The following is a 25,681-nucleotide window of genomic DNA, read 5'->3' as shown; positions in this document are numbered from 1 at the left end:
TCATTGGCGAATGAGCTTTTTCGCCATCCTGTTCGCGCTGCTGATCGAACAGGTGCGCCCGCTCGCCCGCCACAACCCGATCCACGCCGGCTTGCGGGTGTGGGCGCGCTCGGTCAGCCGCAACTTCGACACCGGCAAGCGGCAGCATGCGGTGGTCGCCTGGACGCTGGCCGTGGTGGTGCCGGCGCTGCTGGCGCTGGGCGTGCACTGGGCCCTGACGTTGCTGGCCGGGTGGCCGTTCGCGGTGTTGTGGAGCGTGGCGGTGCTGTACGTGACGCTCGGTTTCCGCCAGTTCAGCCACCACTTCACCGCGATCAGGGACGCCCTGGACGGAGGCGACGAAGCGCAGGCCCGGCAGCTCCTGGCGGAATGGCAGCAGGTCGATGCCAGCGAACTGCCGCGCAGCGAGATCGTGCGCCACGTGATCGAGTATTCGGTGCTGGCCGCCCACCGCCACGTGTTCGGCGTCCTCGCGTGGTTTTCGGTGCTGGCCGCCTTCGGCCTGGGGCCGGCGGGGCCGGTGCTCTATCGCATGAGCGAGTTCGTCGCCCGGTACTGGCGCCATCGGGCGCAGGTGCACAGCCAGCCGGCCAGCCCCGCATTGCAGACGACGGCGGCCAAGGCATGGGCCGCCATCGACTGGCTGCCGGCGCGCATCACCGCGCTGGCCTTCGCGGTGGTCGGCAGCTTCGAGGACGCGATCGATTGCTGGCGCAACTACGCGCAGCGGTTCCCCAACGACAACGACGGCGTGATCCTTGCCGCGACGTCGGGCGCGGTGAACGTGCGGCTCGGCGGCGAGGCGCTGAAGTCGGCCTATCCCGCCGGCGCGCCCCAGGCATTCCGCACCAGCGGCGTGGAAGGCATGGTCGATACCGAGAGCACCCCGGGGCGCGAGGCCGAAGTCGCGCACCTGCGCAGCATCGTCGGCCTGGTATGGCGATCGGTGGTGCTGTGGATGGTGCTGCTGGCGCTGCTGACGCTGGCGCGGCTGCTGGGCTGAACCGGGGCGGCCCGCCGCCGCGAGCGTCTAGAACCGGGGCTGCGACAGCTCCGCGAACAGATCCTGGTAGATCCGGTAGCGCGACGGCGAGATGCCGCCGTCGCCGGCGGCGCCGACGCTGGGGATCACGCCGCAGCCGGGCTCGTGCAGATGGGTGCAGTTGTAGAACCTGCAGTCGCCCAGGTGGGCCTTGAGGTCGGGCATGCAGGCGGCGAGCCGGGTCGGCTCGATGTGGTGCAGTCCGAATTCCTGGAAACCGGGCGAATCGATGAGGGCGGTGCGGCGCTCGGCGTCCACCCAGTACCAGGTCGTCGTGGTCGTCGTGTGCTTGCCGGACTGCAGCGCCTTCGAGATCTCTCCGGTCTGCGCCGCGGCACCCGGCACCAGCAGGTTGATCAGCGTGCTCTTGCCGGCGCCCGACGGGCCCAGCACCAGCGTCGTCCTGCCTTGCATCAGCGCGAGCAGCTTGGCGCGGTCGACGTCGCCGGAGAGCCGCAGGGAGAGCGGGAGCACGCCGTAGTGCATCCGCTGGTACGGCAGCAGCCGGGCCCAGGCCCGCTCGAACGGCTCGACCAGGTCGCTCTTGTTCAGCGCGATCAGCGGCTTGATCCCCTCGGCTTCGGCGGCAATCAGCGCGCGCGCCAGCTGGTGCTCGGAGAATTCGGGTTCGGCCGCGACCAGGATCAGGACCTGGTCCAGGTTGGCGGCGAAGGACTTCGTCCGGACCTCGTCCTGGCGATAGAACAGGTTGCGCCGCTCCTGCACGCGCTCGATCGTCCCTTCGTCGTGCGAGCCCTGCCAGAGCACCCGGTCGCCGACGACGGCCTGGCTCTTCTTGCCGCGCGGGTGGCAGATCAGCCGGGTGCCATCCGGCGCTTCCACCAGGCAGTGCCGGCCGTGGCTGGCGACCACCAGCCCCGGCTGCAGCGGATTGCCCGGGCTCAAACGCGCCCCTTCACGCCAGCAGCGCGTCGACCTGCGCCGCGCATTCGAAGTCGGTGTCCGAGAGGCCCTTGACGTCGTGGGTGCTGAAACGCACGACGCAGCGGTCGTAGCGGACCGACAGCTCGGGATGGTGATCCTGCGCGTGCGCGATGAAGGCCACGGCATTCACGAACGACATGGTCTCGTGCCAGTTCGCGAAGCGGTAGGCCTTCTCGATGGCAACGTCCGGGCCGTCGCCGGTGAGTTGCCAGCCGTCCAGCGACGAAAGGCGGCTGACGACCTGGGTCGGCCCGAGCGCCCGGCGCGCCACCTTGGACCAATCCTTCTTCTTCAGCATGCTCGCCATCGCCGGCTCTATTCGCTTCAGGCCGGCGCCATCCGCGCCAATCGCTCCGACGCCGGCGGGTGCGAGTAATAGAACTTGACGAAGACCGGATCGGGCGTGAGCGTCGAGGCGTTGTCCTCGTACAGTTTCAGCAGGGCGCTGGAGAGATCCAGCCCGCTGGTCTGCTGCACGGCATAAGCGTCGGCCTCGAACTCGTGGCGGCGCGACACCAGCGCCATCAGCGGCGACAGGAAGAACGAGAACACCGGCACGGCCAGCAGGAACAACAGCAGGGCCAGGGCGTCGTTGCCGCCGTCGAGGTTCGGCCGCACGCCCAGGCCCGTGTAGAACCAGACCTGCGTCGAGAGCCATCCTAGCAGCGCGAACCCGGCCAGGCTCAGCGCGAACAGCGCGCCGATGCGCTTGACGATGTGCTTGTGCTTGTAGTGGCCCAGCTCGTGGGCGAGCACGGCATCGACTTCGCCCGGCGACAGCTTGGCCAGCAACGTGTCGTAGAAGACCACGCGCTTGGCGGCGCCGAAGCCGGTGAAATAGGCATTGGCATGCGCGCTGCGCTTGCTGCCGTCCATGACGAACAGCCCCTTGGCCGCGAATCCGCAGCGCTGCATCAGCTCGGTGACGCGCGCCTTCAGCGATTCGTCCTCGAGCGGGCGGAACTTGTTGAAGAGCGGGGCGATGAAGGTCGGATAGATCACCAGCAGCAGCAGGTTGAAGGCCATCCACACGGCCCATGCCCACAACCACCAGTAGCGGCCGGTCGCGCCCATCAGCCACAGGATCAGCGCCGCGATGGGCAGTCCGATCGCGGCGCCGACGGCCGTGGATTTCGCGAGGTCGGCCAGCCACAGCTTCAGGCTCATCTTGTTGAAGCCGAAGCGCTCCTCGATGACGAAGGTCTGGTACAGCGCGAACGGCAGTTCCAGCAGGCCGCCGATCGCCGCGAAGGCGCCCATCAGCGCCAGTTGCTGCGTCATGCCGGGGCCGAGCCAGTCGAGCAGCGACCGGTTCAACGCGTCGAGCCCGCCCAGCAGCGTCCACCCGAGGAGCACGGCCGCGCCGAAAGCGAGTTCGAGCAGGCCGAAGCGCGTTTTCGCGATGGTGTAGTCGGCCGCCTTCTGGTGCGCCGAAAGGCTCACCGTGGACTGGAACATCGGGGGAACGCTGCCGCGGTGGCCCGCGACATGGCGGACCTGCCGCGTGGCGAGCCAGAATTTCACCGCCAGCCCCGCCAGCAGGAATACGGCGAATGCGAGGGTCAGCGTGGAGGAGGCATTGGCTTGCATTGCGGGCGAGTTTAGGCCATCGGCGACAATTGCAAGGATGTCCGACACCCTATTGCCGGCTCTGGCCAAGAGCGATCAGAACCTCATCTGGCTCGACTGCGAAATGACGGGGCTGGACCCCGAGAACGATCGGCTGATCGAGATCGCGGTCATTGTCACCGGTCCCGAACTCAGCCCCCGCGTGGAAGGCCCCGTCTTCGCCATCCACCAGAGCGACGAGCAGCTCGACCGGATGGACGCCTGGAACAAGGGCACCCACGGCCGCAGCGGCCTCATCGACAAGGTGAAGGCTTCCACCGTGACCGAAGCCGAGGCTGAGCAGGAGGTCCTGGATTTCATCGCGCGCTATGCGCCGAAGAACGCGGTGCCGATGTGCGGCAACAGCATCAGCCAGGACCGGCGCTTCCTCGTGAAGTACATGCCGAAGCTGGAAGCCTTCTTCCACTACCGCAACGTCGACGTCAGCACGATCAAGGAGCTGGCCAAGCGCTGGCGGCCGGACCTGTGCAACTCCTTCAAGAAGGCACAGAAGCATACGGCGCTGGCCGACGTCCACGAGTCGATCGACGAGCTCGCGCACTACCGCGAACACTTCCTGCGGCTCGAAAGTCCGCAGCCGCCTGCAGGAAAACCCTGACTGTGCGACAATAGCGGGCTTGGCTGCACTTCGCAGCCCTCGTGCATCTCCCTTCACACATTGGCTCGCCCGGCCGGTTTTCCGGCCGACACAGCACACAAGCTGGAGCCCGCAGTGCCTTCGCGGCCTGAACGTCGTCTGATGGTTGATGTTTTTTAACCATTGACGACCGCGACCGCCCATCCCGGCGGCGTGTGCGTGTGAGCATTCATGAACGACACGATTGACGTGCGCGGCGACGCTTTGCCTGCGCAGGACGACATCACCATCGACGGCGCGGCCGTCGCCCTGGCCCCCAACGGCTTCCTGAAGATGGGCCTGGAGCCCGAGCTGCTGCGTGCGCTGGACGACCTGGGCTTCACCCAGCCGACCCGCGTCCAGGAAGAAACCATCCCGCAGGCCATGCCCGCGGACGACGAAGCCGCCGGCTTCACCGACCTGATGGTCTCCAGCCAGACCGGCAGCGGCAAGACCGTGGCCTTCCTGCTGCCGGTGCTGCACACGCTGCTGCGCCAGCAGGAAGCGGCCCGCGCCGCCGAGCGCGCCGAGTACGAGCGCGCGGCGGCCGAAGCCGCGGCCAGGGGCGAGCCTGCCCCGAAGCGCGCCAAGCGCAAGGACCCGACCAGCCCGCGCAACTTCAAGGCCGCGACGCCCGGCGCGCTGATCCTGTGCCCGACGCGCGAACTCGCGCAGCAGGTCGCGCACGACGCCATCGACCTGGTCAAGCACTGCAAGGGGCTGCGGATCGCCAACGTGGTGGGCGGCATGCCGTACCAGATGCAGATCGCGAAGCTGCAGAACGCCGACCTCGTGGTGGCGACGCCAGGCCGCCTGCTGGACCTGCAGCGCTCGTCGCAGATCAAGCTCGACAAGGTGCAGTTCCTGGTGGTCGACGAGGCCGACCGGATGCTGGACCTGGGCTTCGCCGACGACCTGGCCGAAGTGAACCAGCTCACCATCGAGCGCCAGCAGACGATGATGTTCAGCGCCACCTTCGCGCCGCGCATCCAGCAACTCGCGGCCCGCGTGATGCGTCAGCCGCGCCGCGTGCAGATCGACAACCCGCAGGAAAAGCACGTCAACATCAAGCAGGTGCTGTTCTGGGCGGACAACCCGCAGCACAAGCGCAAGCTGCTCGATCACTGGCTGCGCGACACGTCGATCAACCAGGCGATCGTGTTCGCCAGCACCCAGGTCGAGTGCGATGGGCTTGCGGGCGACCTGCAGCAGGCCGGCTTCGACGCCGTGGCGCTGCATGGCGCGCTGAGCCAGGGCCTGCGCAACCGGCGCCTGATGGCGCTGCGCAACGGCCAGGTGCAGGTGCTGGTGGCCACGGACGTGGCCGCGCGCGGCATCGACGTGCCGACCATCACGCACGTCTTCAACTACGGGCTGCCGATGAAGGCCGAGGACTACACGCACCGCATCGGCCGCACCGGCCGTGCGGGCCGCGACGGCCTGGCCGTGACGTTTGCCGAGTTCCGCGACCGGCGCAAGATCTTCGACATCGAAGCCTACACCCGGCAGCAGTTCAAGCCCGAGCAGATTCCCGGACTCGAGCCGCAGCAGCGTGCGCCCCAGGGCGGGCGTGGCGACTTCGGACGTGGCCGCGAAACGCCATCGCGCGATCGCAAGTTCGGCGCGCCGCGCAAGGGCTTCGGTGACCGCCAGGCGCGCGGCCCGTTCGATGCCGAGCGCCAGGCGCGCGGTCCGTTCGATGGTGCGCGGCACGCCGGCGGCGGCTTCGGCGGCCAGGGTGGCCGCGAGCGCGACCGCTTTGCCGACCCGCGCAAGGGCGGCTTCGATCCTCGCTTTCCGGCCGGCCGCCACGAAGCGGCGGCGCGCCACGGCGATGGCGGGCCGCGCCGCGCCACCTTCGACCAGCCGGCCCGGCTGGGCAACGGCGGCAAGGTGTTCGTGCCGCGCGATCTGAAGAAGCGGCCGTACAAGGCGGCCTGATCGGCGCCAACCAGTGAAAAAGCCGGCAGCGATGCCGGCTTTTTGCCTGATGCCCGTCTGCCGCGGGCCCGGAGCGCCTTACTTGAAGTCGCGCAGCGCGCGCTCCTTGACCTTGCCACCCTCGACGGTGGCGACGCGGGTGTTCGCCAGCGAGCCACCGCGCTCGTCCACCCCGTCCAGCCCGTGCGGGTTGTACTGGTCCGGCAGGGCCTTCATCGCCTTGTCCAGGTTCGCGCGGATCTTCGCGGCGTCGCTCACGGTGGCGGCCAGCTTCATCGCCTGCACGGTCGCGTGCACGGCGGTGTAGTTCAGCGACACCTCGGAACTCGGATTGCGACCCGGGTACGCCTTGCGGAAGCGCTCGACGAACGCCTTGGTCACCGGCGCCGGGTCGTCCACCACCGGCAGCACGCCGATGGAGCCTTCCAGCGGACCATAGCCGCCGGTCACCTGGCTGATCTCGTCCATCTTGGCCTGGTCGATGATGACGAAGCCGCCCTTGAAGCCGAGCTCACGCGCCTGCTTGACGACCAGGCCGGTCGGCTCGGAGGCGCCGCCGATGAACAGCACGTCCGGCTTGGAGGCCAGCACGCGGCTCACGCCGCTGTAGAAGTCCGTCGCGCGGTTGTACGACATCGGGTTCTCGGCGACGACCTTGCCACCAGCGGCTTCCCAGGCCGGCTTGAACGCGGCGGTCCAGGCCTTGGCGTAGTCGTGATCCGCATTGGCGATCGCCACGTTCTTGCCGTACTTGCCCATCGCGTACTTGGTGAACGGCCCGATGTAGCCGGTGAACTCGGGCGGGATGCGCAGCGTCAGCTTGTTGCCGCGCGCGGTCACCTGCGGCACGCTGGTGTACGACAGCAGCAGGTACTTCTGCGCCTCGTTGTTGGTCTGCAGCGCGAAGCTCCCGCCCGAATGCGGCACCAGGATCGCCGGCGTCTTGTGCTCCTGCACCAGCCGCTGGGCGTTGATCGCGGTCTCGCTCGGGTTGTACTTGTCGTCGAGCGGGACGATCTCCAGCTTGTACTTCTTGCCGGCCACTTCGAAGCCGGCGGCGTTGACCTCGGCGGCAGCCATCTGCATGCCGTCGAGGACGTTCTTGCCGTACAGCGCGGCGCCGCCGGACAGCGGGCCCGAGTAGCCGATCTTCACGACTTCCTGCGCGAGCGCGGGGACGCTCGCCAGGGCAGCGGTGGTGGCGGCGGCTGCGGCGAGGCGCTTCAGGGATGATTTCACTTTCACGGTCTCCTTGCGTTGGAAAGAATGGTCAGGCGCCGATGTACGCCTTGCGCACGGCCTGGTCGTTCATGAGGCTGGCGGGGTCGCCCTCCAGCACGATGCGGCCGCCCTCGATCACGTAGGCACGGTGCGCGATCTTCAGCGCCGCGTAGGCGTTCTGCTCGGCAAGCAGCACGGTGGTGCCGGCGCGGTTGATGCGCTGGATCACCTCGAACACCTGCTTGACGACCAGCGGGGCGAGGCCCAGCGAGGGCTCGTCGAGCAGCAGCGCCTTGGGCCGGCCCATCATCGCCCGGCCGATCGCCACCATCTGCTGCTGCCCGCCCGAGAGCGAGCCGGCGGCCTGCTCGCGGCGCTCGGCGAGGATCGGAAAGAGCTTGAACACCTCGTCCAGCATCTTCTGGTTGCCGGCGCGGTCGCGGCGGTGCACGTAGGCGCCCAGCATCAGGTTCTTCAGCACCGACATCTGCGGGAAGAGCTTGCGACCCTCCGGGCAGTGGACGATGCCCTGCTGCACGATCTGCGAGGGCTTCATGCCCACCAGTTCCTGGTTGCGGAAGCGGATGCTGCCGCCGGTGGCCTTCGGCAGCCCGCTGGCCGTGAGGAAGATCGTGCTCTTGCCGGCGCCGTTGGCGCCGAGCAGGACCACCAGTTCGCCTTCCTTGGCGTTCAGCGTCACCCCGTGCAGCGCGCGAAAGCTCCCGTAATGCTGGGAAACGTTCTCAAACGTCAGCATGCTCGCTCCCCAGGTAGGCGTCGATCACGGCGGGGTTGGCACGGATCTCGGCCGGCGTGCCTTCGGCGATCTTTTCGCCGTAATTCAGGACCGTGATGCGGTCCGCCAGGCTCATGATCATGTCCATCTTGTGTTCCACCAGGCACACGGTGAGGCCGTGGCGCACCATCTTGCGAATGAGGTCCGCGAGTCCAACGGTCTCCTCGGGATTCACGCCGCCAGCCGGCTCGTCCAGCAGCACCAGGCGCGGCTCGGTGGCGATGGCGAGCGCGAAGGCGACGCGCTTGCGCTCCTCCTGCGAGATGTCGCCCGCCATGCGGTTGGCGACGTGCGAGAGTCCCACGAAGTCCAGCGCCTCCCGCGCCTTTTGCCGGCACAACGCTTCCTCGCGGCGCAGCCGGGGCGAATTCACCAGCACGTCCAGCAGGCCCGAGCGGGTGCGCAGGCGGTGGCCGACGATCAGGTTGTCGACGACGCTGGCCATGTCGAAGAGGGATGTCGTCTGGAACGTCCGCGAGATCCCCAGCCGCGCCACCTGGTCGGCGCGCAGGCCGGTGACGTCCTGGCCTTCGAACACGATCGAGCCGGCCGTGGCGCGCTGCGCGCCGCTGATCAGGTTGAAGAACGTGGTCTTGCCGGCGCCGTTGGGGCCGATGACCGCGTGGATCCTGCCCTTCTCGATCGTGGTGGTCACTTCGCTCACGGCGGACAGACCGCCGTAGCGCTTGGTCAGGTTGCGCACTTCAAGCACGGCCGGCCTCCGGTTGGGTCTTGGCCGCCAGCGCGGCCTCGGACCTGGGCGCGATCGCTCCTGCCTCGCGGCGGGCGCGCCAGCCCATGTAAGTGCCGACTATGCCGTGCGGGACGAAGATCACCAGCAGGACCAGGATCGGGCCGAAGACGATGAAGCGGTACTCCTGCAGGAACTGCAGGTACTGCGTCAGCCACGGCACGGACAACGCGCCCAGCAGCGGCCCGAGCAAGGTGCCCAGTCCGCCGATCAGCATGTACATGGTCATGTCGAAGGTGTGCTCGATGCCGGCGATGCCGGGGCCGAGAAAGCGCACGAAGCCGGCATACAGGCCGCCGGCGAGGCCCGCATAGAACACCGACAGCAGGAAGGCCAGCAGCTTGTTGCGCATCAGGTCGATGCCCAGCGATTCGGCCAGGTTGTCGCTGTTGCGGATGGCGACGAACGTGCGGCCCAGCAGCGAAGTGGCGATGCGGTGCATCACCCAGGTGCCCAGCACCAGGAAGAAGAACACCAGGTAGTACAGGGACCGCGGCGTGTCGAAGGTGAACGAGCCGACGCCCGTGGGCGCCGGGATGCCGATGATGCCTACCGTGCCGTGGGTCAGGCTCTCCCACTTCTCGATCACCAGGAACATGATGTAGCCGACGCACATCGTGAAGATCGAGAAGTAGTGGCCCTTGAGCCGCAGCGACACCAGGCCGATGAAGATGCCCAGGAAGGCCGCCACCACGCCGGAGAGGACGAACGCGATCCAGAACGGCACCTGGTAGTCCACCGTGAGGATGCCGACGGTGTATGCGCCGACGGCCATGAAACCGCTGTGCGCGAGGTTGAACTGCCCGGTGTAGCCGGTGATCAGGTTCAAACCCAGGGTGGCGATGGCGAAGATGTAGGCGGTGGACATCACCGTGAGGTGGTAGTCGTTTTTCGCGAAGAACGGGAAGGCGAGGCCGAGCGCCAGCAGCAGCAGCCAGCCGGGCTTGCCGGTGAGGTACTTCATCAGTTCGCCCCCTTCGTGAACAGCCCTTCGGGGCGCAGCGACAGGATCACCACCAGCAGCACGAAGGCGATGATGTCCTTGTAGTCGGTCGAGATGTAGAAGGCCCCGAAGCTCTCGGCGAACCCGATGATCAGGCCGCCGACGATGGCGCCGGGCACGCTGCCCATCCCGCCCAGGATGATGATGACGAAGGCCTTGGTGATCACCAGGTGGCCCATCGCCGGATAGACCAGGTTGATCGGCGCATACAAGGTGGCCGCGACTGCGGCGAGCATGCCCGAGATCGCGAACGTCAGCATCGCGACGCGGTTGGCGTCGATGCCGACCAGGGACGCGCCGTCGCGGTTCTGGGCCATCGCGATGATGGTCGAGCCGGTCACGGTCTTGCGCAGGAACAGGTGCAGCACCACCATCAGCGTGAACGCCGCGCCGATGATCAGCAGCCGCTGCACCGGGGCCGTGACGCCGCCCAGGTCCAGGATGCCCGTGTACGGCGTCTGCAGCCGGTGGAAGTCGGCGCCCCAGATCGCCTGGGCGCCGGCTTCCAGGAACAGCAGCACGCCGATCGCGGCGATCATGGGGTGCAGCCCCGAAGCCTTGCGCAGCGGATGGAACACGAGCCGCTCGGCCAGCGTCGCGATCACGGCGACGAACAGCGCCGAGCCGAGCATCGCCAGCCAGTAGTTGAAGCCGTACACCTTCATCAGGTGGAACGACGCGAACGCGCCGGCCATGTAGAAGGCGCCGTGGGCGAAGTTCGGCACGTGCAGGATGCCGTAGACCAGCGTGAGCCCGAGCGCCACGAGGCTGTAGATGCCCCCCAGCGTCAGCCCGTTGAGGACTTGTTGAAGAAAGAGATCCATGGGAAGAACGGCGTGACGGCGTGGGCGCGAGCGACGGTGAAGCGGTGCGATCGAAACCGCGAAGGGCGGCCGCGCCACTGTAGCCGCCGTGCACGTGCCCGATCAACGCGCCGTGCTGCACGGCGGAACTCCAGAGGGAAAGTCCCAATGCCGCGGGCCGCCGCGGTGTCGCGCAGGTGCCTCCCGCGCTGCCGTTCTTCTTACTGGGCGGGATGGCCCGCGTGCAGGCGTCCGATTTCCGGTGCGTACTGCTTCACCCAGACCCATGCGACGAGGCCGATCGACATCATCGCCAGCGACGCCAGGGCGAGCGCGCGGGTGGAGTGCATCACGAGCGGGGCGATGGCGCCGGCGACCAGCCCGTTGGCGGTGGAGCCGATCACCGCCTGCAGCGACGACGCGAGCCCGCGCCGTTCGGGATACAGGTCCAGCACCAGCAGCGTGACGACCGGCACCATCAGCGCCCAGCCGAACGCGAAGATGGCGATCGGCAGCAATGCCCAGCCCGGGTGCGGCTCGAAGGCGAAGTTCGCCGCGACGTTCGCGAGCGATACCACGACCATGATCACGAAGCCGTGCCGGATCTGGCGCCGCGGCGCGATCTTGCCCGCCAGCCGCCCGCTCGCCCACGCGCCGCCCATGATCCCGCTGATGGTGAGCACGAAGAACCAGAAGAACTCGGTGGGCGCCAGCCGCAGGTGCTCGCCGAGGAAGGCGGGCGCCGACAGCACGTAGAGGAACATCCCGTTGAACGGGACGCCGCTGGCGAACGCCAGCAGCAGGAAGCGCGGGCTGGATCCGAGCTGCCAGTAGCCCTGCATCAGGTTGCGCACGTTGAACGGCTGGCGCTGTGTGACGTGCAGCGTCTCGGGCAGCAGCCGGAAGTTGGCCGTCCACAGGACGATGCCGACGCCGGTGAGGAACCAGAAGATGCTGTGCCAGCCGGCATGCACGAACAGCCAGCCGCCGATGATCGGCGCGATGGCCGGCGCGACGCCGAAATAGATGGTGACCTGGCTCATCACCTTCTGCGCCTCCGCCGGCGGGAACATGTCGCGGATCACGGCCCGCGAGACGACGATGCCGGCGCCGGTGGACAGGCCCTGCAGGCCGCGGAACAGCACGAGCTGGCCGATGGTCTGCGACAGCGCGCAGCCGGCGGAGGCGACGGTGAACATCGCGATGCCCCACAGCACCACCGGCCGCCGGCCGAAACTGTCGGCCAGCGCACCGTGGAACAGGTTCATGAAGGCGAAGCCGAACAGGTAGGCCGACAGCGTCTGCTGCATCTGCACGGGCGACGCGTCGAGCGCGCGGGCGATGCCAGCGAAGGCCGGAATGTAGGTGTCGATGGAGAACGGCCCCAGCATGCCGAGCAGGGCAAGCAGCGCGGCAAGGGCCCAGCGCGGCGCGCGCCAGAGTTGATCGGCATCGGGGTTCACGAGGCGTCGAGTCTATCCGCAGCGCCTGGCGGATCCGGTGGCCGCGCCCCGGTCAGTTCTGTTTCGGAAGCGAGAAGGAGAACGTGGCGCCGTGGCCGGGCCGGCCGGTGGCCCACACGCGGCCACCGTGCCGCTCGACGATCCGGCGCACCACGGTGAGCCCGATGCCGGTGCCCGGAAAGCCGGCCGCGCCGGGCAACCGCTGGAAGAGGCCGAACAGGTTTCCCGCCTCGGCCGGGTCGAAGCCGATGCCGCGATCGCTGACGCTGAAGACGAGTTCGTCACCGCGATCCTCCGCGGCGACGCGCACTGTCGGGTCCGCGGCACCGGTGCTGTACTTCAACGCGTTGGAGAGAAGGTTGGTCCAGACCTGCTGGAAGGTGCAGTGATGCGCGTGGACGGCGGGCAGTTCGCCGATCAGCACCCGGCCGGCCGGCGCCGCGGGAAGGAGTTCGTGGACCACGTGCTCCACGACCGCTCGCGTCTCCACGAGCTTGACGTCCAGTTCGGCGCGCTCGGCCCGCGAGAGTTTCAGCAGGCCGTCGATCATCTGCTCCATCAGCTGGGCATTGGCGCGGATCCGGCCGGTGTAGTGCGCCACTTTGGCGCAGTCGTTCTGCGCCATGGCGGCGTCCAGGGCACGGGCAAAGCCTTCCACGCGCGACACCGGCGCGCGCAGGTCGTGCGCGACCGAGTGGCTGAACGAGGTCAGGGCCTCGTTCGCGGCCCGCACTTCCCGGGTTCGTACCTCGACGCGCTGTTCCAGTTCGCGGTTCGCCCGTTCCAGTTCGCGGCGGGCCTGGTTGCGCATGCCCAGGTCGCGCAAGTGGGTCTGGATGATGATGCGGTTCCCCACGCGCACCGAGCGGCTCGCGTGCTCGACCTCGACCTGCCTGCCGCCCGGGGCGTGGATGGTCAGCTCGACCGGGATGCTGGCGTCGGCGACGGCGGACAGGCGGTTCAGCTGCGTCTCGATCGTCTCCTGCTCGTCCGAGCGCACCAGGCTCACCAGGGGCAGCCCTTGCAGCGCCACCTGTTCCCCGATGCCGAGCATCTCGCGAAAGCGCTGGTTGGCATGGAGGATCCGCCCCTCGCAGTGCACCACCACGCCGTCGGGCGACAGCTCGACGGAGGCGAGGTACTGGCGCCGGCTGTCGCGCAACAGCCGCTCCACGACCGGCAGCCGGTCGAGCATGCGATACGCGAGCTGCAGGGACAGGAACAGGAAGAGCGCCGAGACCGCGACGAAGAGCGCACCTTTGTAGGTCTGGAACAGCGTGAGGCGCTCGACATTCGTGAAGAGCGCGGCGCCGGCGTGGTCGGAGTACCAGATCCACAGCGTGCCGACGACGAGGTAGGACAGGCAAGCGACCGCCGGGAAGGCGCCCGGCTGGTGCGACGCGGCCAGGCGGTTGGGAAAGATCGGTTGCTCGTCGGGATTCATGCGGATGGTGGCCGGCGCAAGCCGGCTGACCCGGGGAATGCAGGTTGCGTGCCAGCGGGCTGCGACGGCTGGGCTGGCTCAAAGCCCCGCTGCTGCGGTCACGGGGTTCCCGGATCCCGGAATGCGCCACCCGGGATTCCCGAAGCAGGCAAGGGCCGGGCCATCCGCAGGGCGGCTGCCGCGGCGCCCTTGGCCCGCGCCTTGCCGACCGGCGGCCTACGCCAGCAGCCCGAGATCCACCGCGCCGGCCATCGCCGCGTAGCCGGCGTCGTTGGGATGCAGGTGGTCGCCGCTGTCGTAGGCCGGGTTGAGGATGGAGGGATCGGACGCGCTGCGCATGACGAGGTCGAAGTCGACCACCGCGTCGGCGCCGCTGCTGCTCCTGATCCAGGCATTGACCGCCTGGCGTTTGCTCTCGCCCGCTGCCGAGTAGTAGTCGGCGCCGCGGTAGGGCAGCAGCGTGCCCAGGATCACCTTGATGCCGCGCGACCTGGCACGGCCCACGGCGCTCGCGATCGCGGCGGTGATCTGGTCGGCCGTGACCTCCTGGCTCGGCACCGGGCTGACCGAGAAGCCGATGTCGTTGATGCCCATGAGGATCAGCGCATGCGTCACGCCGGCCACGTCCAGCACGTCGCGGTCGAACCGTCCGAGGCCATTCGGGCCCGCGAAGTCGTTGAGCCAGCGGTTGCCGCCGATGCCGGTGTTGACGACCCCGGTGCGAGCGCGGCCGGCAGCCTTCAGCCGGTCGTCGAGCTGGTTGGGAAAGCGCTTCGCCGCGTCGACGGTCGAGCCGATGCCGTCGGTATGCGAGTCGCCGAAGGCCACCACCAGCCTGGTTGCTTCCGTGCTCGACGTTTCGACCGCCGCGAGCGCGTAGTACGCGGCGAACGGATCGACGCTGGCGCCGGCCAGCATCGCAGCGGACACCTGGTTGCCGGCGATCGTCCAGGCCGTCTGGCGCGCGACCGGATGGATGGTGGCTATCGTCACCGGTCCGGCGAAATACAGGCTCACCGCCAGGTTGGTGAGCGGCGCCACCGCGACGGCGACGGCATCGCTGGTGACTTCGGCGCCGGCGGGGATCGTGACGGACGCCTGGCCGCCGAAGGTCAATGCGCGGTCGGTGGCGGCGTCGATGTCCGACTGTCCCGCGCTCCTGGCCACGCGTGCCGCGGTCACCGTGAGCGGTGCCGTGCCGAAGCGGTTGGACAGCTTCACCCGCAGCGTGTTGCCGCCGAGCGAGAGCCGCAGGACCTGGCGCACGGTCTGGTTGTCGAACGTCGGCGCCCGTTGCGGCGCGGCGCCGGGCAGGTTCGCCGTCGCATCGACGGCGGCGGCGGTCCAGGAGGCATGGAAACGGTTCGGCGCCGGGGTGGGCGCGGGCGTCGGCGCCGGGGTCGGGGCCGGAGTGGGCGTCGGCGCCGGCGTGGGAGCCGGCGTCGGCACGGGCGAAGGAGCGGGCGTTGGCACCGGGGCCGGAGTCGGCGCCGGCGTGGGGCCCGGAGCCGGCGCAGCGGCGCTGTCGCCGCCACCGCCGCCGCAGGCCGCGAGGCCCGAGGCCACGGCGGCGCCCATGAACGATTTCAGAACGGCACGGCGGCGAACGGATTGGCGCACTAGGGTCTCTCCCAAAAGCTGGCTGGTTGCAATCGGAAAAGTCTAATGGCCGCACCCGGCGAACTGAGCCGCTGGCGCGCGCGCTGACGCCCGGTCGCTCCCTTGTCCGACAAGCGCTCCAGTTGTGCCGTTGCGGCCGCGCTGCGCGCCGGCGCGATGCCCTCAGAATCCGGCGGCGCTCGCGCTCACCAGGTACTCGTCCAGTCCGCCCACGTCGAGGAAATTCCAGTCCGCACCGTTGTGCACGACGACGCGGCCTTCGCGCACCGCCACGTAGTTGCCGGTGGCGGGGTAGTGGCGGAACGTGAAACCCGCGTAGCTGCCTGTCGTCCACTCACCCGCGAAAAAGGCGGGAAAGGCGAACTCCGCCCAGTTGAACAACCGGGCCGTGTCCGTCGCGACACCGTCAGGCACGAACGTGACCTGATCGATCCACGCGGCATCGCGGCCCGAAATCACCGCCTGGTCCTTGGTGTATTGCCAGCGAACCGTGTGCATGCCCGCGGGGATCCACAGCGAACTGCGGGTCCAGCCCGCCTCGCCACTGACGGCCCCCTGCTTGACGCCGTCGAGCGAGAGCGTCAGGAAGTCGTAATTCGCTTCCGACGACACCTTCCAGTCGAAGGCGAGGAGGCCGGGCCCGGTGATGGAGGCGGCGAGCCAGCTGCTCTGCGAATGACCGACCGGGCCGCTCTGGAGCGCGGACGTGCCGTGGTTCACCACACCGCCCTGGGCGCCGAACGGGGCGCTGCCGCCGGTCGACCACGCCAGGTCCGGGTTGTCGGCGGCGGCCGCCAGCGGCACGACCGGCACTGCGAACGTCGCGACGACGCTGCGGGCGCTGGTCATGGCCACGACGCAGTCACCAGTGCCGCTGCAGGCCCCGCCCCAGCCGGTGAAGACCGAACCTGGCGCCGGCGTCGCGGACAGGGTGACCGCCGTGCCGGCGGCGAACGGCGCGGTGCAGGTCGCCCCGCAGCTGATGCCCCGCGGCGCCGAATCCACGCTGCCCTGGCCGGTGCCGGCGCGGTTCACCGCGAGCGAGATGCCGGCGCCGCCATCCAGCCACTGGTGCAGTGCCGCGTTGTAGGCGATGTCGAAGCGTCCGTAGAAGTTGCTGCCCGCCGCGTTGGTGCAGCTGGAATTGCCGCCGTACAACTGGCCCACCACGTAGCGCGAGCCGCCGATGGACTGGAACAGCGCCGAGCCGCTGCTGCCGCCTTCGGTGGTACCCACGGCGTTGCGCACGTTGACGAATTCGCCGGTGGACTGGCTCGCCTGGGCGCAGCTGAAGCTGCCGGACGCGTCGGTGACGCGGCAGTCGCCGTACGCGGTCACGCTGCCGAGGCTGATCTTCTGCAGGTCGCCGCGCGGGTGGTGCACGCCCGCGACGTCCGTCCCCAGCGCGACGGCGTCGGGGGACCAGGCCGCATACGTGACGCCGGGCGGCGGGGTGCCGGCGAGCCGAAGGAACGCCGTGTCCGTCGCGGCGCTCGACCACAGCAGGGTCGCGCCGCCGCGCAGCGTGCGCGTGCCCTGATGAAGCGCGCCGCTGTTGCAGGCGGAGGAACGGAAGAACCAGTTGGTCTCCAGGGTCGAGGCGACCGCCTGCTTCGAAATGCAGTGGTTGGCCGTGAGGAAGTAAGGCGTTCCGCTGGAGGCCCGGTCGTTCAGCAGCGTGCCGCTGCACCAGTAGCTGCCGCCGTCGCTGCCGACGAAGGACATGCGGGCCACCGCGTTGCTCTCGGTGCCGTAGCCGTGGCAGCTGACGTCGGCCTCGCAGGCGGCCGAGTCGCCGATCGCCTGCGGCGTGTTCTCGCCGCCGGCCAGCGCATCGCGGAACAGGTGCGACAGGCGCGGCACGGACAGCTCCACGGCGGCGGCGGGAACGCCGGGCGGCAGTTCCACTTCCATCGTGATCTCGTCCCCTTCGACCTGGGGACTCCAGTAGAGGCGGCCGGCCTCGGAGTCGTCCCCCGCGTTGCGATTGCGTTCGAGCACCGCCAGTACTTCGCGCGCCGGCACCTCCAGGGTGGCGGGGGAGGCGAGGGCGTAAAAGCGCAGCGTCGCATCCGCCGGCAACCGCTGCACCAGCAATCCCAGGCGCAATCCCAGCGCCTGCGGGGAGGCGAACGTGATCTGCCCGGCCAGACCGCCGCCGGGCACGGGCCGCCAGGCGAGCTGGCTGCCGGTCTTGGCGGCCGAGTCGGTGTGGGGCACGTCGCGGCCGTAGCCGATCCGCCTCGGCTCGCCGGGTTTCGCCCCGCGCAGCGCGCCCAGCGGAACGAGCGCCTCCAGGGCGACCCGGCCTCCGCCATCGGCGGCGCGGCGCTCGGCCGTCGGCACCTGCGGCGGTGCATCGGAGGGCGAACCGAGGGTCATGCTTTCGACCCGCGCGCGCAGCGGGCCGCCCCTTGCCGCGGGGTCGTCGCCACCCCCGCCGCAGCCCGCCAGAATCGCCGCCATCCACCAGGCCGCCGCGCGCAGCCCCATCCTCGAAGTCTTTGTCATTCCTGCCGTCCAGGCCGGAATTGTCGAGTGCACACCTCCGGGCGCCGCGGGGAAGGGGCCGGGAAGGCGATGCGGACCGCGACTTGCGGAAGAATTGCACGGCTGGGCCGTGCCTCCCCTGACCACGGCAGGGGCTTCCATGGGGCAGGCGGACCCGTGCTAAGGTTGTGCTGTCATGGCCGAACGCATCCTCGACGACCCCGCCTTGCCGCCACCCGGCCGGCGCAGCGGCGCCGGGAGTGCCAGCATCCTGCCTTACCTGCTGCAGAGCCTGGCCGCGCGGCCGAGCGTGCCTGCCGCGCCACCGGTGCAACCGAGGGCGCGCCCCGGCGTTGCGCCATCCGCAGGCCGCGCTCGCACGTCCAGGTCGTCATAGGCCGCCTTTGGCGGCAGGGCCGGTGACGCGGGCTGTCCCGGCCGGGGCCTCAGCTCACTGCGTCGGCGGGCTGCCGCTGCAGCATCGCCAGCGCGTGCGCAACAGTCTTGCGCAGGTCGCGGCGGTCGCAGATGAAGTCGACGGCACCCTTGGTCTGCAGGAACTCCGCGCGCTGGAAGCCCTCCGGCAGCGTCACGCGCACCGTCGACTCGATCACGCGCGGCCCGGCGAAGCCGATCAGCGCCTTCGGCTCGGCGATGACGATGTCACCGACGAACGCAAAGCCGGCGCTCACACCGCCCATCGTGGGGTCGGTCAGGACGCTGATGTACGGCAGCCCTTTCTTCGCCAGGCGCGTCAGCGCCGCGTTGGTCTTGGCCATCTGCATCAGCGACAGCAGGCCCTCCTGCATCCGCGCGCCGCCCGTGGCGGTGAAGCAGATGAAGGGGACCTTCTGTTCGACGGCCGATTCGACGCCGCGCACGAAGCGCTCGCCGACCACGCTGCCCATGCTGCCGCCCATGAAGTCGAACTCGAAGGCCGCGGCGACAACGCTGATGCTGTGCACTGCGCCGCCCATCACCACCAGCGCGTCGGTCTCGCCGGTGTTCTCCAGCGCCTCCTGCAGGCGCTCCGGATAGCGGCGGCTGTCCTTGAACTTCAGCGCGTCGACCGGCAGCACTTCCTGGCCGATCTCGTAGCGGCCCTCGGCGTCGAGGAAGCGGTCGAGGCGGGCGCGGGCGCCCATGCGGTGGTGGTGGGCGCAGGTGGGACAGACGTTCTGGTTCTGCTCCAGGTCGGTCTTGTACAGCACGCTCTCGCAGCTCGGGCACTTCACCCAGAGCCCCTCGGGCACCTGCCGGCGGTCGGCGGGGTCGGTCCGCTGGATCTTGGGCGGGAGCAGTTTTTCGAGCCAGCTCATGGTGTCGTGGTCCTTGGAGTCCTGAGAGTCGATTTTATGCGTCGAGCGCGGCCCGGATTCCGCGCAGGAAGCCGGCGACGGTCGCCACCGCCTGCTCGCGCGGCTGGTCCTGCAGCAGCTGGATGATGCGCGTGCCGATCACCACCGCGTCGGCGACCTTGCCGATCGCGCCGGCCGTGGCCGCGTCGCGGATGCCGAAGCCGACGCCCACCGGGACGCGCACGTGTTCGCGGATGCGAGGCAGCATCTGCGCGACGGCGGCGGTGTCCAGGTGCCCCGCGCCGGTGACACCCTTGAGCGAGACGTAATAGACGTAGCCGCTCGCCACGCGCGCGACCTGGTCCATGCGCTGCGCCGTGCTGGTCGGCGCGAGCAGGAAGATCAGGTCCAGCCCCGCCGCCTTGAGCTTCCCGGCAAACGCCTCGCATTCCTCGGGCGGATAGTCGACGATGAGGATGCCGTCAACGCCGCTGGCCGCCGCGTCGCGCACGAAGGCGTCGGTCCCATGCATCAGGTCGTAGCGCTCGACCGGATTCGCATACCCCATCAGCACCACCGGCGTGCGGCCGTCGCGTTCGCGGAACGCGCGCACCATGCCGAGCACCTGCTTCATGCCCACGCCCGCCGCCAGCGCCTGTTCCCCGGCCTGCTGGATCACCGGGCCGTCGGCCATCGGGTCCGAAAAGGGCACGCCCAGTTCGATGATGTCGGCGCCCGCCGCGGCCATGCCGTGCATCAGCTCCGGCGTGATGTCCGCGAACGGAAAGCCGGCGGTGACATACGGAATGAGCGCCTTGCGGCCCTTCGCCTGCAGCGCGGCAAACGTCTGCGCGATGCGGCTCATGAACCGGCCTTCCCGGCGCCCTTGACCTGCAGGCCGCGCATCGAAGGCCGGTCGTAGAAGTCGACGCCGGCGAGGTCGGCCACGGTGCCGATGTCCTTGTCGCCACGGCCGGACAGGTTCACCAGGATGGACTGCTCCAGCTTCATGGTGCGCGCCAGCTTCATCGCGTACGCGATGGCGTGGCTCGACTCGAGCGCCGGGATGATGCCTTCGGTGCGGCACAGGTAGTGGAAGGCGGCGAGCGCCTCGGCGTCGGTGATGCCGACGTATTCGGCCCGCCCGGTGTCCTTCAGCCATGCGTGCTCGGGGCCGACTCCGGGATAGTCGAGGCCGGCGCTGACGCTGTGCGTTTCCGTGATCTGGCCGTTCTCGTCCTGCAGGATGTAGGTCCGGTTGCCGTGCAGCACGCCCGGCGAGCCGCGCTGCAGGGACGCCGAGTGCTTGCCGCTCTCCAGGCCCTCGCCGGCAGCCTCGACGCCGACGAGGCGCGTGTTCGCGTACGGGAGGTACGGATGGAAGATGCCCATCGCATTGCTGCCGCCGCCGACGCACGCGATGACCACGTCGGGCTGGCCGCCGGTCATCTCGGGCATCTGCGTCAGGCACTCCTGGCCGATCACGCTCTGGAAGTCCCGCACCATCATCGGATACGGATGCGGCCCGGCGACGGTGCCGATGATGTAGAACGTGTTCTCGACGTTGGTCACCCAGTCGCGCATCGCCTCGTTGAGTGCGTCCTTCAGCGTCTTGCTGCCGGACTCCACCGGCACCACCGTGGCCCCGAGCAGGTTCATGCGGTAGACGTTGGGACTCTGGCGCTTGACGTCCGCACTGCCCATGTAGACCACGCACTCGAGGCCGTAGCGGGCGCAGATCGTGGCCGTGGCGACGCCGTGCTGGCCGGCGCCGGTTTCGGCGATGACGCGCGGCTTGCCCATGCGGCGGGCCAGCAGGGCCTGGCCGATCACGTTGTTGATCTTGTGTGCGCCGGTGTGATTGAGGTCCTCGCGCTTGAGGTAGATCTGCGCGCCACCCTGCTCGCGGCTCATGCGGGCGGCGTGGTAGACGGGCGAGGGCCGCCCGACGAAGTGCTTCAGCTCGTAGCGGAATTCCGCCAGGAACTCCGGGTCGTGCTGGTACTTCGCGTAGGCCTCGCGCAGCTCGTCGATGGCGTGAGTCAGCGTTTCGCTGACGAAGCTGCCGCCATAGATGCCGAAGTGGCCGGCGGCGTCAGGTTGCTGGGAACTGGGCATGGGTGGACTGGGCAATGAGCGCGTCGGCGGCACGCACGGCCGCGACGAAGCTGTGGATCTTGGCCGGGTCCTTGCGGCCGGGCTGGCCGTCAAGCTCGACGCCGGAACTCACGTCGACGGCCAGTGTCAGGCAACGCGGCCGCACCTGCGCGATGCCATCGCCCACGTTTGCAGGCGTCAACCCACCAGACAAGGCGAGGTGACAGCCGACGCTTGGAGGAAGAAGTGACCAATTGAAGGTTTTGCCGCCGCCGCCGTAGCCCTCGACATGGGCGTCGAGGAGGATGGCCTGGGCCTGGGGATACCGTGCCGCAAATTCTAGCAAGTCGAAGGAATTCGCGTCGCCGAGCGGGATGCGGGCGGCCCGCATGAACGGCCGCGCGCCGTCGCCGGTGGCCGACAGGCAATCGGCCGGCGTCTCGTCGCCATGGAACTGCACGCACGCATTGGCCACGAGGGCGCAGGCGGCCTGCACGTTGCCAGGGCTTTCGTTGACGAACAGCAGCACCGGCGTGACGAAGGGCGGCAGGCGGCGGGCCAGCTCGGCGGCTCGTTGCGACGTCACGTAGCGCTTGCTCTTGGGGTACAGGACGAAGCCGACGGCGTCGGCTCCGGCGGCGGCCGCGGCCTCCACGTCCTGTTCGCGGGTGAGTCCGCAGATCTTGATCCGGGTACGGCCGGCCAGCGGATTCGGGGTCATGGCAACCAATCATACGCAGGGGTGCGGTCCGGCAGGTTCCAGCGCGATTCGTACACTGGGCCGAGGAAATACAGGCCGTCCGGGGCGAAGGTCGGGGCGGCCGCGTCGCGGCTGCGCGCGGCCAGCACTTCGCTGATCCACGCGGGCGGATGCAGCCCCTGGCCGACGGCAACGAGACAACCCATGATGTTGCGGATCATGTGGTGCAGGAAGGCGTCGGCTTCGAAATCGAATCGCCAGTAGGCGCCGCGGCGGCTGACCTCGACCCGCCGCAGGGTCTTCACGGGCGACTTCGCCTGGCATTGCGCGGCGCGAAAGGAAGTGAAGTCGTGCTGGCCCAGCAGCAGGGCCGCCGCCTCGCGGACCGCATTGCCGTCCAGGCTGCGGAACACCCACCCGGCCCGGCCGGCTTCGAGGCTGGGCCGCACCGCGGATTCGAGCAGGAGGTAGGCGTAGCGGCGGCTGATGGCGCTGGCGCGCGAATGGAAGGCGTCTGGGACCGGCTGCGCCCATTGCACCGCGATGTCGGCGGGCAGGTAGCGGTTGGTGCCGCGCACCCAGGAGAACGGTTCGCGCGCGAGGAAGGTGTCGAAGTGCACGACCTGCATCAGGCCATGGACGCCGGCATCGGTGCGGCCGGCACAGACGGTGCCGACCGGCTGCGCGGCGAACTGCGACAAGGCGCGCTCGAGGTGGTCCTGGACGGTCTGGCCCGAGGGTTGGCTCTGCCAGCCCTGGTAAGGGCGGCCGTCGTAGCTGATGCCCAGCGCCAGCCTCACCGGCCGCTCCCTGCGCGGCGCGCGTCCGCCGCCGTGATCAACCGATTTCGGCGAGGAACTTCTGGGCGCGGGTCCTGAGTTCGCCCGAGGCCTCTGCCAGCACTTCCTCGGCCAGGCTGCGGGCGCCGTCCGGGTCGCCGATGGCGTTGAACTCCTGGGCCAGGGCGAACTTGGTGGCGAGCGGATCGCTTCCAGCCTCTTCCAGGCCCTGGGTGCTGAGCGTGTCGTCGGCGGCCGGCTCCGGCGCGGCGGCCGAGACCATGGGCAGGGGAGGGGGTTCCTGCTGCGGCGGCGCAGCGTCGGCTGGCGCCTGGGTGTCGAGATCGAGCGACAGCGAGTCCAGGTCGAACTCGATCATCTTGTCGTCCCTGGCCGCGGGCGCGGCCGCGACCGGCGCGGCCGCTACCGGAGCCGCACTGGGCTCGGGCGACTCCAGGTCGAACGTGAGACCCTCGTCACCCGGCGCCGCGTCGGACGCAGGGTTGGACGCAGCCGGGGCCTGCGCAGCGCGCGCGGGCTCGTCCGTCGCCGGCTCCTCGATCGACGGGAGCTCGAACGCCAGTGGTTCGTCCAACGGCGGCGCGGCAGTGGCCGCGGTAGCTTTGGCGCTGGCCTCGGTCGCGGCTTCGGCCTGTGCTTCCTCGAACTCCAGGTCGAGGCCGTGCACCGGTTCCGGCGCCGAGTGCAGGTGCACGGCGCGCGACGCGCCTTCCCCGGCACCAGGCGATTCGTCGCCGGTCGAGAAGTCGAGGTCGAGATCGAGGTCGGGTGACGTCGTGGCTGGGGCGTCCAGCGCGCTGATGCGGGCCGCCGCCGCGGCGCCGAGCGCGGGCGCCGCCGCTCCGCCGCTCGGCGCGCCGCCGGGACGGTACAGCGGGTTGTTCGGGTCGAGTTCGCGGCCGAGCTCGCAGATGTGCTCCCACTCCAGGCCTTCCCCGTGCGTCAGCGCGTAGGCATCGGTGGCGGTCACCTCGAATGCCTTCGCGTCGCGCCGCTTGGCATAGATCTCGAGCAGCTTGGAATGGATCGCGACGCGCTGCGGGGACACGCGCAGCGCCTCCTTCAGGATTTCCTCCGCCTGGAGGTCGCGCCCATACGCCAGGTACACGTCCGCTTCGGCCACCGGATCGACGTCGCCGGCGGCGTCGAGCTGGCTCGGCGAATACACCATCGACGAACCGGTCGCGCCGCCCTCGTTGGTGTCGATGCGCTGGCCACCGCTGCCGCCGAAGAAGGAGTCGGGCTGCAGCCGGCTCTCGAGGAACGAGCTGTCGACCTGCGGCGATTTCCTGCGCTGGCGCAGGCGGTAGGCGCCGAAGCCGAGCAGGGCAGCCAAGGCTCCTCCCGCCAGCGCGAGCAGCAGCGGGTTCTCCAGGAACTCGTCCAGGATGCTCGGCTCTTCCATCGGCGGCAGCGCCGCCGGCTTGGTCGCTACCGTGGCCGGGGGCTTGGCCGGCGCCGACGCAGCCGCGGCCAAGGGGGCAGAGGCCGCCGGCGAAGCGGCCGCAGAGACGGGGGCGGAGCCAGGGGCGCCGGGTGCCGAGGCCGTGGCGGCTGGCGCCGGCGCGGACGCGCTCGCCGCCGTCGCGGGGACCACCTGTGCTACGGGTGCGCTGGCGGCCGGTGCGGACGCCGGGGCGGTGGGCACGGGGGCGGCGGGAACCTGCGCCGTGACGGCCGGGCCGCCCACCGGAGCCGGCGCGCTGCCGGGCCTGGCCGCAGCGGCCGCTGCCGGCGCGGCAGTCGAGCTCTGCAGCTTGTTGAGCTCGGCGATGTTCTTGTTCAGCTCGGCCAGGCGGGTGGCGGCATCCTTCGCCTCGCGTTCGCGGGCGATCCGTTCTTCGGCCGTCCTGCCCTGCACCGCACCCTTGGAAAGCGTCAGCTTGTCCGGCGTCGGCGCTGCCGGCGTCTTGTCCTGGACCTCGGTCTGGACCTTGCCCGATGCCTGGCGCTCGGACGCAGGTACCTGCGTCGTCGGCACGCCCTCGGCAAGCCGGCGACGGAACTCGTTGAAGTCGCGGCTCTGCGCGATGATGGTGCGCGTCGCCTCGCCCGGCGTGACCTGGGCGGCGTCCTGCGCGCTGGGCATCTGCAGCACGGTCCCGGCCTTGAGCCGGTTGACGTTGCCGGCGATGAACGCGTCCGGATTGGCCTGGAGCAACGCCACCAGCATCTGGTCCAGCGACACCGCTGGCGGCTTGTGGGCGGCGGCGATCTTGCCCGCCGTGTCCCCGCGCTCCACCGTTACCTTCTCGCCTTCCGCGGCTGGGGTCGGCGCCGGGGCGGTCGCCGCCCTGGGCGCGACCGGCGCCGTTCGCGCCTCCCGGGGCTGGCTGGCCGGCGCTGCCGGAGCCGCAGCCGCCGGGGCGGGCGTGGTGCGGGCCGCAGGCGCCGCCGGGGTGGCTGCCGCCGGCGGCATCGGGGCGACCTGGGCCGTTGCCGGAGCGGCCTGCCGCAGCTGCGGCGGGTCGAACAGCATCGTGTAGTCACGCACGACCCGACCCGACGCCCACTGGGTTTCCAGGATCAGGTCGACGAACGGGTCGTTCACCGCGCGCGGACTCGTCACCAGCAGGAACGGACGGCCGTTGGCGCGCTGCTGCAGGCTGACCTGCACGTTCGAAAGCGCGGGGCTGTACTCGAGCCCGGCGGCACGGAATGCTTCGGGCGGCGCCACGTTGGCCCGCAGGCTCGCAAGCTCTTCAGGCGTGATCTCGACGATGTCGATCTCGGCGCGCAGCGGCTCGCCGAGTGCCGAACGCACGTTCACGTTGCCCAGCGCCAGGGCGTTGGCGTCCAACGAAGCGGACCCGAGCGCAGCGGCGACGGCTACGGCCAACGCCGTGGCCCGCCAGCTCGGTCTCTTCGTGGAGGTGCAGACCGCGCCTGCCGGGTCTGCTTGGCATTTTTTTCTCATCATGCGAACCATCGCCTCGGGGCTGGATTTGCTAAAAGGACCATAACATCAACGTCTTAGCGTGACAAGCTGAGACACCTGTTAACTTCCCGGCCCTGCCGTCGA

Annotated in this window: 21 protein-coding genes; 3 read left to right on the top strand and 18 right to left on the bottom strand. The window is 69.6% G+C overall.

Annotation, left to right across the window (positions count from 1 at the left end; genetic code table 11):
• Window positions 1-10 precede the first annotated feature (10 nt).
• Complete coding sequence (locus RAMLITH_RS16625) at window positions 11-1,003, top strand: CobD/CbiB family protein (RefSeq protein WP_168108559.1); 993 nt, start codon at window positions 11-13, stop codon at window positions 1,001-1,003.
• A gap of 27 nt (window positions 1,004-1,030) precedes the next feature.
• On the opposite strand, the gene rsgA is transcribed toward RAMLITH_RS16625, so the two are convergent.
• From rsgA to RAMLITH_RS16610, 3 genes are read right to left on the bottom strand one after another with little or no spacing between them, the layout of a single operon-like run.
• Complete coding sequence (gene rsgA, locus RAMLITH_RS16620) at window positions 1,031-1,948, bottom strand: ribosome small subunit-dependent GTPase A (RefSeq protein ID WP_168108558.1); 918 nt, start codon at window positions 1,946-1,948, stop codon at window positions 1,031-1,033.
• 10 nt (window positions 1,949-1,958) lie between these two features.
• A complete protein-coding gene (locus RAMLITH_RS16615; protein WP_168108557.1) occupies window positions 1,959-2,294 on the bottom strand; it encodes a 4a-hydroxytetrahydrobiopterin dehydratase in 336 nt (111 codons plus the stop codon).
• A 17-nt stretch (window positions 2,295-2,311) separates the two neighbouring features.
• Window positions 2,312-3,577 (bottom strand): M48 family metallopeptidase, encoded by a 1,266-nt coding sequence (locus RAMLITH_RS16610; RefSeq protein ID WP_168108556.1) that lies wholly within the window; start codon window positions 3,575-3,577, stop codon window positions 2,312-2,314.
• Window positions 3,578-3,614: 37 nt separating this feature from the next.
• Here RAMLITH_RS16610 and orn point away from each other — a divergent pair, with 37 nt between their 5' ends.
• Complete coding sequence (gene orn, locus RAMLITH_RS16605) at window positions 3,615-4,214, top strand: oligoribonuclease (protein ID WP_168108555.1); 600 nt, start codon at window positions 3,615-3,617, stop codon at window positions 4,212-4,214.
• 210 nt (window positions 4,215-4,424) lie between these two features.
• Complete coding sequence (locus RAMLITH_RS16600; RefSeq protein ID WP_168108554.1) at window positions 4,425-6,173, top strand: DEAD/DEAH box helicase; 1,749 nt, start codon at window positions 4,425-4,427, stop codon at window positions 6,171-6,173.
• Window positions 6,174-6,251: 78 nt separating this feature from the next.
• On the opposite strand, the gene RAMLITH_RS16595 is transcribed toward RAMLITH_RS16600, so the two are convergent.
• The 15 genes from RAMLITH_RS16595 to RAMLITH_RS16525 form a co-directional block, all read right to left on the bottom strand.
• Complete coding sequence (locus RAMLITH_RS16595; protein ID WP_168108553.1) at window positions 6,252-7,418, bottom strand: ABC transporter substrate-binding protein; 1,167 nt, start codon at window positions 7,416-7,418, stop codon at window positions 6,252-6,254.
• 25 nt (window positions 7,419-7,443) lie between these two features.
• The gene (locus RAMLITH_RS16590) at window positions 7,444-8,151 is read right to left on the bottom strand and encodes an ABC transporter ATP-binding protein (protein ID WP_168108552.1); all 708 of its coding nucleotides are present in this window, start codon (window positions 8,149-8,151) and stop codon (window positions 7,444-7,446) included.
• Window positions 8,138-8,902, bottom strand: coding sequence for an ATP-binding cassette domain-containing protein (locus tag RAMLITH_RS16585; protein WP_168108551.1), 765 nt, complete (start codon window positions 8,900-8,902; stop codon window positions 8,138-8,140). The genes RAMLITH_RS16590 and RAMLITH_RS16585 overlap by 14 nt, the downstream gene beginning before the upstream one ends.
• A complete protein-coding gene (locus tag RAMLITH_RS16580; protein ID WP_168108550.1) occupies window positions 8,895-9,905 on the bottom strand; it encodes a branched-chain amino acid ABC transporter permease in 1,011 nt (336 codons plus the stop codon). The genes RAMLITH_RS16585 and RAMLITH_RS16580 overlap by 8 nt, the downstream gene beginning before the upstream one ends.
• Window positions 9,905-10,768: a branched-chain amino acid ABC transporter permease gene (locus RAMLITH_RS16575; protein ID WP_168108549.1), complete on the bottom strand. Its 864-nt coding sequence runs from the start codon at window positions 10,766-10,768 to the stop codon at window positions 9,905-9,907. Before RAMLITH_RS16575 ends, RAMLITH_RS16580 begins: the two co-directional genes overlap by 1 nt.
• A 200-nt stretch (window positions 10,769-10,968) precedes the next feature.
• Window positions 10,969-12,210: a Bcr/CflA family efflux MFS transporter gene (locus tag RAMLITH_RS16570; RefSeq protein WP_168108548.1), complete on the bottom strand. Its 1,242-nt coding sequence runs from the start codon at window positions 12,208-12,210 to the stop codon at window positions 10,969-10,971.
• Window positions 12,211-12,262: 52 nt separating this feature from the next.
• Window positions 12,263-13,654: a sensor histidine kinase gene (locus RAMLITH_RS16565; RefSeq protein ID WP_168108547.1), complete on the bottom strand. Its 1,392-nt coding sequence runs from the start codon at window positions 13,652-13,654 to the stop codon at window positions 12,263-12,265.
• A 216-nt stretch (window positions 13,655-13,870) separates the two neighbouring features.
• A complete protein-coding gene (locus tag RAMLITH_RS26090) occupies window positions 13,871-15,232 on the bottom strand; it encodes an SGNH/GDSL hydrolase family protein (protein WP_168108546.1) in 1,362 nt (453 codons plus the stop codon).
• A 204-nt stretch (window positions 15,233-15,436) separates the two neighbouring features.
• Complete coding sequence (locus tag RAMLITH_RS16555; protein WP_168108545.1) at window positions 15,437-17,785, bottom strand: trypsin-like peptidase domain-containing protein; 2,349 nt, start codon at window positions 17,783-17,785, stop codon at window positions 15,437-15,439.
• 425 nt (window positions 17,786-18,210) lie between these two features.
• Entirely contained in the window at window positions 18,211-19,083 is an 873-nt protein-coding gene (accD, locus tag RAMLITH_RS16550) for an acetyl-CoA carboxylase, carboxyltransferase subunit beta (protein ID WP_168108544.1), read from the bottom strand.
• A gap of 34 nt (window positions 19,084-19,117) precedes the next feature.
• On the bottom strand, window positions 19,118-19,927 hold the full coding sequence (gene trpA, locus RAMLITH_RS16545; RefSeq protein ID WP_168108543.1) for a tryptophan synthase subunit alpha: 810 nt from the start codon (window positions 19,925-19,927) through the stop codon (window positions 19,118-19,120).
• The gene (gene trpB / locus RAMLITH_RS16540; RefSeq protein WP_168108542.1) at window positions 19,924-21,180 is read right to left on the bottom strand and encodes a tryptophan synthase subunit beta; all 1,257 of its coding nucleotides are present in this window, start codon (window positions 21,178-21,180) and stop codon (window positions 19,924-19,926) included. Before trpB ends, trpA begins: the two co-directional genes overlap by 4 nt.
• Entirely contained in the window at window positions 21,158-21,880 is a 723-nt protein-coding gene (locus RAMLITH_RS16535) for a phosphoribosylanthranilate isomerase (RefSeq protein ID WP_168108541.1), read from the bottom strand. Before RAMLITH_RS16535 ends, trpB begins: the two co-directional genes overlap by 23 nt.
• Complete coding sequence (gene truA / locus RAMLITH_RS16530) at window positions 21,877-22,659, bottom strand: tRNA pseudouridine(38-40) synthase TruA (RefSeq protein WP_168108540.1); 783 nt, start codon at window positions 22,657-22,659, stop codon at window positions 21,877-21,879. Before truA ends, RAMLITH_RS16535 begins: the two co-directional genes overlap by 4 nt.
• Window positions 22,660-22,696: 37 nt before the next feature.
• Window positions 22,697-25,459: a FimV/HubP family polar landmark protein gene (locus RAMLITH_RS16525; RefSeq protein WP_337786164.1), complete on the bottom strand. Its 2,763-nt coding sequence runs from the start codon at window positions 25,457-25,459 to the stop codon at window positions 22,697-22,699.
• Between the last annotated feature and the right edge of the window lie 222 nt (window positions 25,460-25,681).

This window comes from Ramlibacter lithotrophicus (genome assembly GCF_012184415.1).
GTDB lineage: Bacteria > Pseudomonadota > Gammaproteobacteria > Burkholderiales > Burkholderiaceae_C > Ramlibacter > Ramlibacter lithotrophicus.
This window is presented reverse-complemented; position numbering and strand designations above follow the sequence as displayed.

Bases quoted from the DNA above. Each gene is read 5' to 3' on its own strand.
- RAMLITH_RS16580 (WP_168108550.1), bottom strand. From the start codon at position 9,905: ATGAAGTACCTCACCGGCAAGCCCGGCTGGCTGCTGCTGCTGGCGCTC.
- RAMLITH_RS16535 (WP_168108541.1), bottom strand. From the start codon at position 21,880: ATGACCCCGAATCCGCTGGCCGGCCGTACCCGGATCAAGATCTGCGGA.
- orn (WP_168108555.1), top strand. From the start codon at position 3,615: ATGTCCGACACCCTATTGCCGGCTCTGGCCAAGAGCGATCAGAACCTC.
- accD (WP_168108544.1), bottom strand. From the start codon at position 19,083: ATGAGCTGGCTCGAAAAACTGCTCCCGCCCAAGATCCAGCGGACCGAC.
- RAMLITH_RS16590 (WP_168108552.1), bottom strand. From the start codon at position 8,151: ATGCTGACGTTTGAGAACGTTTCCCAGCATTACGGGAGCTTTCGCGCG.
- RAMLITH_RS16600 (WP_168108554.1), top strand. From the start codon at position 4,425: ATGAACGACACGATTGACGTGCGCGGCGACGCTTTGCCTGCGCAGGAC.
- RAMLITH_RS16575 (WP_168108549.1), bottom strand. From the start codon at position 10,768: ATGGATCTCTTTCTTCAACAAGTCCTCAACGGGCTGACGCTGGGGGGC.
- RAMLITH_RS16610 (WP_168108556.1), bottom strand. From the start codon at position 3,577: ATGCAAGCCAATGCCTCCTCCACGCTGACCCTCGCATTCGCCGTATTC.
- RAMLITH_RS26090 (WP_168108546.1), bottom strand. From the start codon at position 15,232: ATGGGCGCCGCCGTGGCCTCGGGCCTCGCGGCCTGCGGCGGCGGTGGC.
- RAMLITH_RS16615 (WP_168108557.1), bottom strand. From the start codon at position 2,294: ATGGCGAGCATGCTGAAGAAGAAGGATTGGTCCAAGGTGGCGCGCCGG.
- RAMLITH_RS16565 (WP_168108547.1), bottom strand. From the start codon at position 13,654: ATGAATCCCGACGAGCAACCGATCTTTCCCAACCGCCTGGCCGCGTCG.
- RAMLITH_RS16555 (WP_168108545.1), bottom strand. From the start codon at position 17,785: ATGACAAAGACTTCGAGGATGGGGCTGCGCGCGGCGGCCTGGTGGATG.
- RAMLITH_RS16625 (WP_168108559.1), top strand. From the start codon at position 11: ATGAGCTTTTTCGCCATCCTGTTCGCGCTGCTGATCGAACAGGTGCGC.
- trpB (WP_168108542.1), bottom strand. From the start codon at position 21,180: ATGCCCAGTTCCCAGCAACCTGACGCCGCCGGCCACTTCGGCATCTAT.
- trpA (WP_168108543.1), bottom strand. From the start codon at position 19,927: ATGAGCCGCATCGCGCAGACGTTTGCCGCGCTGCAGGCGAAGGGCCGC.